Annotated in this window: 9 protein-coding genes; 5 read left to right on the top strand and 4 right to left on the bottom strand. The window is 73.6% G+C overall.

Annotation, left to right across the window (positions count from 1 at the left end):
- Window positions 1-35: 35 nt before the first annotated feature.
- From ACTWNK_RS25270 to ACTWNK_RS25260, 3 genes are all read left to right on the top strand, one after another.
- Window positions 36-809, top strand: coding sequence for a TetR/AcrR family transcriptional regulator C-terminal domain-containing protein (locus ACTWNK_RS25270; RefSeq protein ID WP_474306995.1), 774 nt, complete (start codon window positions 36-38; stop codon window positions 807-809).
- 291 nt (window positions 810-1,100) lie between these two features.
- Window positions 1,101-2,447: an MFS transporter gene (locus ACTWNK_RS25265; RefSeq protein ID WP_474306994.1), complete on the top strand. Its 1,347-nt coding sequence runs from the start codon at window positions 1,101-1,103 to the stop codon at window positions 2,445-2,447.
- Complete coding sequence (locus tag ACTWNK_RS25260; RefSeq protein ID WP_474306993.1) at window positions 2,444-3,808, top strand: carboxylesterase/lipase family protein; 1,365 nt, start codon at window positions 2,444-2,446, stop codon at window positions 3,806-3,808. The genes ACTWNK_RS25265 and ACTWNK_RS25260 overlap by 4 nt, the downstream gene beginning before the upstream one ends.
- On the opposite strand, the gene ACTWNK_RS25255 is transcribed toward ACTWNK_RS25260, so the two are convergent.
- A complete protein-coding gene (locus ACTWNK_RS25255) occupies window positions 3,768-4,703 on the bottom strand; it encodes an alpha/beta hydrolase (protein ID WP_474306992.1) in 936 nt (311 codons plus the stop codon). The genes ACTWNK_RS25260 and ACTWNK_RS25255 overlap by 41 nt on opposite strands.
- A gap of 45 nt (window positions 4,704-4,748) precedes the next feature.
- Here ACTWNK_RS25255 and ACTWNK_RS25250 point away from each other — a divergent pair, with 45 nt between their 5' ends.
- Window positions 4,749-5,333, top strand: a complete 585-nt coding sequence (locus tag ACTWNK_RS25250; RefSeq protein WP_474306991.1) for a TetR/AcrR family transcriptional regulator — start codon at window positions 4,749-4,751, stop codon at window positions 5,331-5,333.
- The gene (locus ACTWNK_RS25245) at window positions 5,330-7,564 is read left to right on the top strand and encodes a glycoside hydrolase family 3 C-terminal domain-containing protein (protein ID WP_474306990.1); all 2,235 of its coding nucleotides are present in this window, start codon (window positions 5,330-5,332) and stop codon (window positions 7,562-7,564) included. The genes ACTWNK_RS25250 and ACTWNK_RS25245 overlap by 4 nt, the downstream gene beginning before the upstream one ends.
- Window positions 7,565-7,568: 4 nt before the next feature.
- Here the strand turns inward: ACTWNK_RS25245 and ACTWNK_RS25240 are convergent, their stop codons facing one another.
- Genes ACTWNK_RS25240 through ACTWNK_RS25230 form a run of 3 tightly spaced genes read right to left on the bottom strand, consistent with a single transcriptional unit; the run spans window position 7,569 to window position 12,054 of the window.
- Complete coding sequence (locus tag ACTWNK_RS25240; RefSeq protein ID WP_474306989.1) at window positions 7,569-8,519, bottom strand: extracellular catalytic domain type 1 short-chain-length polyhydroxyalkanoate depolymerase; 951 nt, start codon at window positions 8,517-8,519, stop codon at window positions 7,569-7,571.
- 32 nt (window positions 8,520-8,551) lie between these two features.
- Window positions 8,552-10,339 (bottom strand): ATP-binding cassette domain-containing protein, encoded by a 1,788-nt coding sequence (locus tag ACTWNK_RS25235; RefSeq protein WP_474306988.1) that lies wholly within the window; start codon window positions 10,337-10,339, stop codon window positions 8,552-8,554.
- Window positions 10,336-12,054, bottom strand: coding sequence for an ABC transporter ATP-binding protein (locus tag ACTWNK_RS25230; protein ID WP_474306987.1), 1,719 nt, complete (start codon window positions 12,052-12,054; stop codon window positions 10,336-10,338). Before ACTWNK_RS25230 ends, ACTWNK_RS25235 begins: the two co-directional genes overlap by 4 nt.
- Window position 12,055 lies beyond the last annotated feature (1 nt).

Below are 12,055 nucleotides of genomic sequence, written 5' to 3'. Positions count from 1 at the left end.
ACAATACATTGTACGAAACGCGAGAGGAGCCATTGATGGCCAAGAGAGCGGAGCGTCCGGGCGATCCGGCCAAGCTGATCGGGCTGCTCTGGCAGCCCACCGAGGCCGTGAGCCGATCAGGGCTCACGCCGAAAATCATCACCCAGGCGGCGATCACGCTGGCCGACGACGAAGGGCTCGACGCCCTCACCATCCGCCGCGTGGCAGGCGACCTCGGCGTCAGCACCATGGCCCTGTATCCCCACATCGCCGGACGATCCGAACTCCTCGAACTCATGCTCGACGCCGTGGCCGCCCAGGTGTACGCCCACACCACGCCACCGGCGCAAGCCGGCGATTGGCAGACCAGAATCGAGCACATCGCCCAGGCCAACTGGAACCACCACATGGCCCATCCGTGGACCGTCGACATCACCGCGGGCCGCCCCGTCCCCGGTCCCGGCATCTCCGGCAAGTACGAGACCGAACTCGCCGCCCTCGACGAACTGGGCCTGAACGACATCGAAATGGACCAGGCCCTGACCGCCGTCCTCGGCCTGGTCTCCAATGCGGCACGGGAGACCATCTCGCTGCGACGCATCAGGCGGGAGAGCTCCCTGACGGACACCCAATGGTGGGAGAGCGTCGGGCCGAGCCTGGGCGCCGCGATGGCCGGCGCCTCCTACCCCATCGCGAGACGAGTGGCCGCCAGCCTCGGCGAGACCACCGGCTTGGCAACCGACCCGGAAGGGGCGTTCCGCTTCGGGCTCGGCATGCTCATCGACGGGCTCGGCCACATCATCGACGCCCGCGGACAGCACACACTCTGATCGAGATGGCCGCGGCCAGGTGGGCGGGTTGCCAGGGGTTCGTTGCGCCCTGCTGCTGGCGCAGTGCCCCGGCGGTGTGGAGGGCGTGGCCGAGGTGGAGGGGGAGTTCGAGCACGGCACTGCTCCTGGCTCTCGCGGCTGGGCGGCCGTGACGTCATACGGAGCGATATCGCCGCCCAAAAGGAGTGGCGGCCGATTCGGCAATCGTCCGGGTGCATTGACGGTGTGCGTTCCCCGAGCCTAGCCTCAACTACCAATCAGTTGGTAGGTTTCTGAGGCACGAGGAGCGGAATGCACGACAAGCCAGGCTTGGGGGAGAAACTCGCCTTCTTCTCGGGGGTCGCGGGCGGCGTGACGATGGGCGCGGGAACCGGGTTCCTGCTGCTCTATCTCACCGACGTCGTCGGGCTCGGCGCCGCCTCCGTCGGGACGCTGATGCTGGTGGCCAGGATCGCCGACGGGGCCACAGATCCGATCATGGGCTATCTCGTCGACCACCTGCCGCCCACCCGGTGGGGCAGATTCAGGCCCTACGTCCTGGTCGGGGCCGTGCTGTGTGCCTTATGCGCCGTCGCGCTCTTCCTCGCGCCAGCGCTGGCAGCCGACGCCCTGGTGGCCGTGTGGATCGCGTACCTGGTGTGGGGGGTGCTGCTCGATCTGTTCCAGATCCCGATGACGTCGCTGGTCCCCGCGATCAGCGACGATCCCGGCACCCGGGGCCAGCTCGCCGCCATCGTGGGCGTCACCGGCCTGTTCGCCGCGGCGCTCGCGACCGGGCTCACCCTGCCGATCGTCGGCCTGCTCGGCGGCGGGACGCGGGGCTGGCTGACCTATGTGGCAGGTACGGCGGTGCTGGGGCTGGTGCTGGTGGCGGTCATGGTGGCCAGGGTGCGCGAGCGGGTCGTGCCGATCTCGCCCGAGCGCTACCGGCTCGCCGACGTGCGCAGGGTGTTCTTCTCCGGCAGGGCGGTGCCGATCCTGCTGCTGTCGAAGGTGTCGGTCCAGGCGGCCAGCGGGGCGCTCACGGCGGCGATGCCGTTCTTCTTCCTGCACTACGTCGGCGACCAGGGGTACCTGTCGGCGGCGGCGCTGGTGATGGTCGTGCCGATGGTCGCGGGTGCGATCGTGGTGCCGGTCCTGGCGCGCAGGGCCGGGGCCAAGCCGATGTACGCCGCGAGCCTCGGCGCGTCGGTGTCCGGGCTCGCGCTGCTCATGGTGGTGCCAGGCGACCCGGTGCCGGTGCTGGTGTGTTTCGCGATCACGGGGGCCGGGTTCGGCGGGGCCGTGGCGCTGGGGCTGGTGCTGCTGGCCGAGCTCACCGACTACACCGAGTGGAGGCACGGCTTCAGGACCGAGGCCTCGCTGGCCGCGATGACCTCGTTCGCGGCCAAGGCGGGCGGGGGCATCGGCGGCGGGCTGCTGGCCTACACACTGGCGCTGACCGGCTACCGCAGCGGGGGAGTGGCGCAGAGTCCCGATGCGGTGCAGGGCATCCTGCTCGCCCAGAGCCTCATCCCGGCGGGCATCGGGCTGGTCGGCCTGCTGATCTTCCTCGCCTATCCGATCAGCGCGCCGGTGGCCGCCCAGGCCGCACGGGAGCTGGAGCGGCGTCGTACGGGCGCACTGGAGCACGCATGATCGTCCAGACCGCCCACGGCCCGGTGCGCGGGCGCACGCACGACGGCGTGGCCGTCTTCCTCGGCATCCCCTACGCCGCCCCGCCGTACGGCGAGGCCAGGTTCGCCCCGCCGATGCCGCCGCGGGCCTGGCGTGAGGTGCGCGAGGCCACGGCGATGGGGCCGACGCCGCCGCAACTGCCGTACCCGGGGGCGTTGGCGGCGATCCTGCCGAGTGTGGTCGTGGCGGGCGAGGAGGTGCTCAACCTGAACATCTGGGCCCCGGCGGAAGGCGGCCCGCACCCCGTCCTGGTCTGGGTGCCGGGCGGCGCCCTCACCAGGGGAGGTAACGCGCCGGCCCTCTACGACGGGCACGGCTTCGCCGCGGACGGCGTCGTGCTCGTCTCGATCAACTACCGGCTGGGCGCCGAAGGCTTCTCCGTGCTCGACGACGCCCCGCCCAACCTCGGCCTGGCCGACCAGATGGCCGCCCTGCGCTGGGTGCGGGCCAACATCGCGGCCTTCGGCGGCGACCCCGCCAGGGTGACGGTGGCGGGCCACTCGGCGGGCGGCGGCGCGGTGGCCGCGATGCTCGCCCACCCGGAGGCGGCCGATCTGTTCCGGGCGGCCGTCGTGCAGAGCGGTCCCGTCGCCCCCGCCGCCAAGGCCAGGGCCGGGCGGGTGACGAGGCTGATGGCCCGCCGGCTCGGCGTGCCGCCCACCCGTGCGGCCTTCGCCGCGATCGCGCCCGCCGACCTGCTCGCCTGCCAGCACGCCGTGCTCGCCCGCGGCCACGGCTTCGGGCCGGTCGTGGGGGCCGAGCCGGTGCCCGTCGATCCGGGTACGGCACTGCTGGCCGGTGCCGGGTCCGGCCTGCCGCTGCTGATGGGGTGGACGGCGCAGGAGCATCGGCTGTGGAGTGCGCCCGGCGGCATGCTCGACTCCGCGACGAGGCTGCACGTGCTGGCGGCCAGGCTGCGGCTCGGCATGCGCGGCCGTGAGGTGGCGGCGCTGCGACGGCCCTCGATGAGCCACGGCGACGTGCTCGGCGAACTGCTGCTGGAGGCGATGCTGCGCCGGCCGATGCGAGCCCTGGCCGAGGCCAGGACGGGCGCGGGGACCTGGCTGTACGAGTTCGGCTGGCGCTCGCCGGTCGCCGGGCTCGGCGCGGCGCACGCCGTCGACCTGGCCTTCGTCTTCGACACCCTGCGCACGCCCGAGTCCGACGCCATCGCCGGGCCGGACGCGCCCGCCGACCTGGCCGCGCGCATGCACGCGGCCTGGGTGCGTTTCGTGAAGGCGGGCGACCCCGGCTGGCCCGCCTGGCGCGCGGGCCGTCAGGTCATGGTGTTCGACGCGCCCGCACGCCGAGATGGGCGTTGAGCGAGGACAGCAGCAACTCGCGCCAGGCGCGGGCGGCGGGCAGCAGGGCGGTGAGCGCGTGCGAGCCGTGCACCTGCCCGGCGAACTCCCTGTGCAGCACCGGCACCCCGCAGGCGTCGAGCCGTTCGGCGTAGCGCGAGCCGTCGTCGGCCAGCGGGTCGCACTCGGCGGTGAGGACGACGGCGGGTGGCAGGCCGCTCAGGTCGGCGGCCAGCAACGGGGAGGCGAGCGGATCGGCCGGGTCGCGGCGGCCGAGGTAGGCGGCCACGCACCAGCGCAGGTCCTGCGCCGTCAGCACGTGGCCCCGGCCGTACGCGGTGATCGAGGGCGAGGAGAGCGTGAGGTCGAGTGCGGGGATCTCCATGACCTGAAGGTCGAGCATCGGCCCGCCCCGGTGCCTGGCCAGCAGCGCCACGGCCGCGGCCAGGTTGCCGCCCGCGCTCTCACCGGCCACGCCGAGCCAGCCGCTGCCGAGGTCCTGCTCCGATGCCCAGACCAGCGCGTCGTAGCAGTCCTCCAAGGGCGCAGGGAAGGGATGCTCGGGCGCGAGACGGTAGTCGACGTCGACCACGGCCAGCCCGGTGCCGTCCGCGATGATCCGGCATCGGGTGTCGCCGTCGTCGAGCCCGCCGGACCACCAGCCGCCGCCGTGCAGGTAGACCAGCGTGCCCGAGGCGTACGGCGATGGCCGGTAGAGGCGCACGCCGATGCGACGGGGCCCCACGGTCGTCTCGCGCACGTCGGCGATGTCGGGTGCGGGCTCGGCGTGCACCGCGTAGGGGCTGGGACCGGCCTCGCGGGTGAGGCGCCGCCGCTCGGCCGCGTCCTTCCAGGCGGGAGCCGGGCGGCCGGAGTGGTGGCGCAGGAGCGGGAGCAGGAGGGGGTCGAGTGGCATGACAAAAACCTACCTACTGATAGGTGGTTTTGCTACCCTGGTGCCATGGTCTCAAGAAAGCCCTACGCCGTGGGCGTCGCCCGTAGGCAGCAGATCCTCGACGCCTCCCGCGACCTGTTCAGCCTCAGGGGCTACCGGGGGGCCTCGATGCGCGACGTCGCCTCCCAGGTCGGGCTCACGCTGGCGGGCGTGCTGCACTACTTCCCCACCAAGGAGGACCTGCTGTTCGCCGTGCTCCAGCAGCGCGACGACATCGACATCGCCTGGTTCGAGGAGATCTGGCAGGAGGTCGGGAGCTTCCGGCTGGCGGTGCGCGAGCTCATGGTGCGCAACATGGCGGCGGCCGGGGTCATGCGGCTGTTCGTCACCCTGGCCGCCGAGGCGGGCGATCCCGACCATCCGGCCCACGACTTCTTCAGGAAGCGCTACCGCACCAGCCGCGAGCTGTTCGCCACCACCCTGGCCAAGGCGCAGGCCAGGGGCGAGGCCGACGCCAGGGCGACCGGGCCGGTGCTCATCGCCGTGCTCGACGGGCTGCAGACCCAGTGGCTGCTGGAGGCCGACTCCCCGGAGGGCGGCTTCGACCTGCTGGCCAGCCTCGACGCCTACCTCGACACGATCACGCCGTGAACCTCGACGACCTCACGCCCGCCGAGCAGGCCGCCCTCACCTCGGGCTCCTCGCTGTGGCACACCCAGCCGATCGAGCGCGCGGGCATCCCCGCCGTCACGCTCGCCGACGGCCCGCACGGCGTGCGCCTGCGCACCGGGGACGACGAGCAGCTGGGCATCGGTGACAGCGTCCCGGCCACCTGCATGCCGCCCGCCGTCGCACTCGGCTCCTCCTGGGACGCGGCGCTGCTGCGCAGGGTGGGGCAGGCGCTCGGCGACGAGGCGCGGGCGCTCGGCGTGCACGTCCTGCTCGGGCCCGGCGTCAACATCAAGCGCTCACCGCTGTGCGGGCGCAACTTCGAGTACCTCTCGGAGGACCCGCACCTCAGCGGCCTGCTCGGCGCGGCGCTCGTCCAGGGCGTGCAGTCCAGGGGCGTCGGCGCCTCGCTCAAGCACTTCGCCGCCAACAACCAGGAGACCAACCGGCTGCAGATCAGCGCCCAGGTCGACGAGCGCACCCTGCGCGAGATCTACCTCGCCGCCTTCGAGCACGTCGTCAGGCACGCCAGGCCGTGGACGGTCATGTGCTCCTACAACCGGCTCAACGGCGAATACGCCTCCCAGCACCGCTGGCTGCTGACCGAGGTCCTGCGCGAGCAGTGGGGCTTCGACGGCCTGGTCGTCTCCGACTGGGGCGCCGTCGACGACCGCGTCGCCGCACTGAAGGCCGGGCTCGACCTGGAGATGCCCTCGACCGGCGGCATCACCGACGCCCTGGTGCTCCAGGCCGTGGCCGACGGCAGCCTCGCCCCCGAGGTCCTCAGACGCGCCGCAGGCCGCGTGCTCACCCTGGTACGCAAGGCCGAGACGGCGCGCGCCCCGCACCCGGACGGCGTGTTCGACGCCGAAGGCCATCACCGGCTGGCCCGCGAGGCGGCGGGCCAGTGCGCCGTGCTGCTGCGCAACGACGGCGTGCTGCCGCTGGCCCGCCGGACCCGGGTCGCGGTGCTCGGCGAGCTCGCCCGCACCCCCCGCTACCAGGGGGCGGGAAGCTCGCAGGTGGTGCCGACCAGGCTCGACGACGCGCTGAGCGAGATGAGCGCCCTGGCCGGAGCCGACCTGCCGTTCGCGCCAGGCTACCGGCTCGACGCCGACGAGCCCGACGCCGCGCTGCTGGCCGAAGCGGTCGCGCTCGCCGCGTCGGCCGAGGTCGGCGTGCTCTTCCTCGGCCTGCCCGACGGCCGCGAGTCGGAAGGCTACGACCGTACCCACCTCGACCTGCCCGCCGGGCAGCTCGCCCTGCTGCACGCGGTGGCGCGCACCGGGACGCGCGTGGTGGTGGTGCTGTCCAACGGCGGCGTGGTCACCCTCACGCCCTGGCTGGAGCACACGGCCGCCGTGCTGGAGGGCTGGCTGCTCGGCCAGGCGGGAGGCGGCGCGCTGGCCGACCTGCTCTACGGCGTGGTCAACCCCTCGGGCCGCCTGGCCGAGACCATCCCGCTGCGGCTGAGCGACACGCCCGGCTATGTGAACTTCCCCGGCGAGCTCGGCGAGGTCCGCTACGGCGAGGGCGTGTTCGTCGGCTACCGCCACCACGACGCGACCGCGGGCGAGGTGGCCTTCCCCTTCGGCCACGGCCTGTCCTACACCACGTTCGGCTACTCGGACCTGAGGCTCGACGTCTCGGGATCGGGCCGGGAGCTGAAGGCCGAGGTGAGCGCCGTGATCACCAACACCGGGACCAGGCACGGGCGCGAGGTCGTCCAGCTCTACGTCGGCGCGCCCGGCGTCAGGGTCAGGCGCCCGCCGCACGAGCTGCGCGCCTTCACCAAGGTCGCACTCGCGCCCGGGGCCGGCGCCGAGGTGCGTTTCACGCTCGGCTTCAGGGACTTCGCCTACTACGACGCCCCCGCGGGCCACTGGGCGAGCGATCCGGGCACGGCGTTCGTCCGGCTCGGCGCCTCCTCACGCGACCTGCGGCTGAGCGCCGAGCTCACCCTGTCGGCGGCCCCCTGCGTCAGACCGGTCCTGACGCCCGACTCCTCGCTGGGCGAATGGTTCGCCGACCCCGAAGGCCGCGCCGCCCTGCTCGGGGCGATGGGGGAGCGGGCACACCATCTCACCGACGAGTACGTCCGGACGATCGGCTCGGTGCCGCTCATCCGGCTGGCCAGGTTCCCCGGCTCCCGGCTCGACCCGCAGGCCCTGCCCGCCCTGGCGGCGAGGGTGCGCGCCGCCAGGGGGGAGTGAGGCCTCAGGACTTGGGGTGGGCCGCGAAGAACTTCCACGACAGCCGGCTCGCGTCCGGCCCCAGCGGGTCGCCCAGGCGGTGGCAGGAGCAGCCACCCGACCAGCGGTGTCCCATGCCGTCGACGAAGTACGCCTCGATGACGCCCTCGCCGGTGGCCGCCTCGGTGTGCAGGAGGCGGGTGAACGTGCGGCCGTTCTCGGCGCCCGTCTGCGTCGAGTCGGCCACCGCGTCGATGTCGTCGTCGTCGAGACCGCCGTCGAGCGCCAGGTCGTCGGTCTGCGCCCACTGGGTGATCGCGTCCCTGCCGCTCTGCGGGTTCACCGTGCCGTCGGCCGTGCCGTGCATGACGAACACGGGCACCTTCCTGGCGTAAGCCCCCATGGCCTGGTAGGCGTACAGGCCGTTCTGCTCGGGCGTCGCCGCCTGGTCGCCGGGGAAGGGCCCGCCCGCCATGATGCCGATCGAGGCGTACAGGTCGGGATAGGTGGCGCCCAGGATCGAGGCCATCGCCGCGCCCGACGACGCGCCGACGACGTGGACGCGGCCGGCGTCGACGGTGTACTGCGAGCGGATCCGGTCGGTGATGCCCGCGATGAGCGAGGGTTCGCCCCGGCCGCGTGCCTGGTGGGCGGGGTTGGCGAAGTTCCAGCATTTGAGGATGTTGGCCAGGAAGGGCTGTTCGGGATAGACGACGATGAAGCCCGCGCTCTCGGCCAGCGCGCTGTAGCGGGTGAGGTCCTCCATGTCCTTGGCGCCCATCGTGCAGCCGTGCAGGGCGACCAGCAGCGGCATCGGCGTGCCAGGCCGGTAGGAGGCGGGGATGTGCGCGCGGTAGGTCCTGGTGCCCGCCGCGTTGGTGAAGCTGCCGGTGATCGAGGTCCCGGCCGAGGCGGGCGCGCTCACCAGCACGGTGGCGGCCAGGGCGAGACAGAGGGCGATGACGAGGCGTTTCAAGCCTGCCTCCAGGGGGTGGTTCCGGTCGTGTCCTATGGCCGATCGTCGGCGACGCCGCACGGCTGAGTCGATATGCCCACGCCCCCGACCTGCGGGAGAGCATTGTGCGTGTGCCCAAGGCGGCCGTGTTCGAGCACCACGACCTGGTCGGCGCGTTCGAGCACGTCCGGGCGGTGCGAGACGACCAGCAGGGCGGCGGGGCCGGTGCCGTCGCGCACCGAGGCGGCGATCCGGTCCCACATCACCCGTTCGGTCGCGACGTCGAGCGCCGACGACAGGTCGTCCACGACCAGCAGGTCGGGCCTGCGGACCAGCGCGCGCGCCGCGGTGGCCCGCTGGGCCTGGCCGCCGGACAGCCGCACCCCGCGCGAGCCGACGACCGTGGCGAGCCCCGAGGGCATCGCGGCCACGTCCCCGTCCAGCGCCGCCAGGGCCAGCGCACGCTCCAGGCCCTGGCCGCTGTGCCCGAGCAGCACGTTCTCCCGCAGCGACGCCGAGAACAGCCGGGGCACCTGGGCGGCGTATGCCACCCTGCCGGGCACCATGAACGTGCCGGGATCGGCGACCGGCACGCCGTTCCACAGGATCGTGCCCTCGTCCAGCGGTTGCAGGCCGAGCAGGGCGCGCAGCAGCGTCGTCTTGCCCGACCCGACGGGCCCGGTGACGACGGTGAACGAGCCGCGCCGCACACACAGCCCGACCGCGTCGAGCCCGTGCCCGGCCGTACCGAAGCGCACGCTCAGCCCTCGGGCCTCCAGCACCTCCAGCGGGTCGCCGGGCGCGGGCGGCTCGGGCGGCGGCGCGGGCGGCTCGCCGCGCAGGCGTACGGCGGTGGCGCGTGACAGGGCGCGGGTGTCCTCGTGCGGGGCCATGAGCTCGCCCAGCCGCCCGGCGGCGACCTCGGCCTGCGCCATCCGGTAGAGCACCACGCCGATCGTGCGCGGCAGCCCGGCGAGCCAGCCCACATACCCGGTGAACAGCGCCAGATCGCCCACCGTGAACGCGCCCGTGCGCATCGCGGGCGCGGCCAGCAGCAGCACCAGCCCGACGCCGATCTCCACGGTCGTGGCGTTGGCCGCGTCCAGCAGGTCGGTGGCCAGCCGGTCCCTGACCGCGGCGTCCTTGCGCCTGGCGTTGTGCTCGGCGAGCCTGGCCAGCACCGCCTCCTCCGCACCGGCCGTCCTGATCGCCGCCACCGCGCCGAACGTCTCGCCGATCGTCGCCGTGACGACCGCGCCGAGCACGGCGGCCCTGCGGTGCAGCCGTCCGACGAGCGAGGCGGTCACGCGGCTCAGCACGCCCGCGGCCAGCATCGGCGCCACCAGGACGAGTGTGATCATCGGGTCGATCGACGCCATGATGACCAGGGCCGTGCCCGCGAACAGCGCCGCGCCCGCCAGCGGCACGCTCTCGTCGACGAACTCCACCACATCGCTCACGTCGTCGCGCATCCGCGCCACCGTCGCGCCTGGCGAGCGCGGCAGCCTGGCCGATGCGGGCCCCGAGGCGGTGAGCACCGAGCGCAGCACGTTCACCCGCAGCAGCGTCGCCGCCGCGTCCCACCAGTACGCGCCGTAGGACCAGGCCACGAACAGGGTCAGCCCGCGTGCCAGCTCCACCCCGGCGAACACCGCGCACAGCCACAACGAGGCGTCGAGCCCGGCCGCGCGCTCGCCGCTGATCTGGTCGAACAGGCGTTGCAGCACCAGCCCCGTGCAGATCGGCAGCACACTGACCGGCATCCACAGCAGCGCCCCGGCGAAGAACCTGCGCGCCTCGAACCGCACCAGGTCGCCCGCCACCCGCAGGACCGGCCTCACCGGCTCGCCCCGCCCAGGCGCAGCAGCTCGGCGAACCTGCTGCCCGGATCGGCGGCGAGTTCCGCACGCGGGCCGTACTCGACGATCCTGCCTTCGGACACCACGGCGATCGTGTCCATCCTGGCCAGCGAGGCGAGCCGGTGTGCGATGACCACCCCGGTGCGTCCGGCCAGCAGCGTGTCCATGCTGCGCTCGATGCGGCGCTCGGTCGCCGGGTCGAGCCTGCTGGAGGCCTCGTCCAGCACGACCAGCCCGGGATCGGCGAGGAAGGCGCGGGCGAAGGCCAGCAGCTGCGCCTGGCCGGCCGAGACCGTGCCCAGATCGGCGTCGAGCCCGCCGGGCAGCCGTTCGAGCCAGTCGCCGAGCCCGACCCCGGCCAGCACCTCGCGCAACCGGTCGTCGTCGTGCCACGGGCGAAACAGCGTGAGGTTGTCCCTGACGCTGGCCGCGAACACCTGCACGTCCTGCGTGACGACGGCGACCCGGGTACGCAGGGACGCGGGGGCGATCTCGCGCAGGTCGAGCCCGCCCACCTCGACGACTCCCTCGACCGGGTCGTAGAGGCGCAGCAGCAGCCTGGCGATCGTCGTCTTGCCGCTGCCCGTGCGCCCGGCCAGGCCGAGCCGTTCGCCGGGGGCCAGGGTGAAGCTCACATCGGACAGCACCCGTGCGGAGGCGTCGTCGGGATAGCCGAACCCGACCCCGGCGAACCGCACGCCGAGCGCCCCTCGGGCGGGCAGCGGCAGGGGAGAGGCCGGTGCGGGCAGCGTGGGCCGTGTGTCCAGCAGTTCGCCGACGCGCGCCGCGCCCGCCATGGCCTTCTGGTACTCCCGCAACCGGCCGATCAGCCGCTCGAACGGCGTCCTGACCATCAGCGTGTACTGCAGCAGCAGCACGGCCGTGCCCACGCTCAGCACGCCGGAACGCTGCGCCCAGGCGGCCAGCCCCAGCATGATCGCGGTGCCCGCCGCACAGGCGGCCGACGTGGCGCCGAGCAGGCCGCTGCCGATCCGCGAGGCCCGCAGATCGGCGGAGTACAGCGCGGCCGAGACCTGCTGGAAGGCGCCCACCGCGTGCTCGCCCGCCCCGTTGGCCCGGATGTCCTCGGCCCCGGCCAGCCGCTCCTCCAGATGCCCGAACACCGCCGCGTTCGCCGCACGCGCCCCGGCCGCCGAGGGCACGGCGAGCCGCTGCGCCCTGGCCGTCACCCAGCCGATCAGCGCGCAGTAGGCCAGCAGCGCCGTGCCCAGCACCGCGTCGACGCCGAACACGACGACCAGCATCCCGGCCACCAGCAGCACCCCGGCCAGCACGTCGAGCACCAGCGCCACGGCGAAGGCGGCCACCGCCTCCACGTCGCCGTCGATCCGCTCGATCATCTCGCCGGGTGTGCGCCCCGCGTGGAAGGCGAGGTCGAGCCGCAACGCGTGCCCGGCCAGCCGCTCACGCAGCCGGTTGGCGCCGTCCCAGGCCAGCCTTCCGGCCAGCCAGGCGGTGCACATCCGCGCGCCCTGCCCTGCGGCGGCCAGGGCGAGGTAGCCGAGTGCGATCGCGCTCAGCTCGCCGAGCGGCGCACCGCCGATCGCCTCGTCCACGAAGTACCCGGTGACCTGCGGTGCGGCCAGCGGGAGCAGCGTCGAGGCCAGCACGCCGGCGGCGAGCGCCACGGCGGCGCCCGGACGGGGACGCAGACTGCTCAGCACAGGGGAGGCCACG

The organism is Nonomuraea sp. IBHARD001 (assembly GCF_056106265.1).
Note: the sequence above shows the minus strand (reverse complement) of the source record. Positions and strands in the feature narration are given on the sequence as shown.

Bases quoted from the DNA above. Each gene is read 5' to 3' on its own strand.
- ACTWNK_RS25270 (WP_474306995.1), top strand. From the start codon at position 36: ATGGCCAAGAGAGCGGAGCGTCCGGGCGATCCGGCCAAGCTGATCGGG.
- ACTWNK_RS25265 (WP_474306994.1), top strand. From the start codon at position 1,101: ATGCACGACAAGCCAGGCTTGGGGGAGAAACTCGCCTTCTTCTCGGGG.
- ACTWNK_RS25260 (WP_474306993.1), top strand. From the start codon at position 2,444: ATGATCGTCCAGACCGCCCACGGCCCGGTGCGCGGGCGCACGCACGAC.
- ACTWNK_RS25255 (WP_474306992.1), bottom strand. From the start codon at position 4,703: ATGCCACTCGACCCCCTCCTGCTCCCGCTCCTGCGCCACCACTCCGGC.
- ACTWNK_RS25250 (WP_474306991.1), top strand. From the start codon at position 4,749: ATGGTCTCAAGAAAGCCCTACGCCGTGGGCGTCGCCCGTAGGCAGCAG.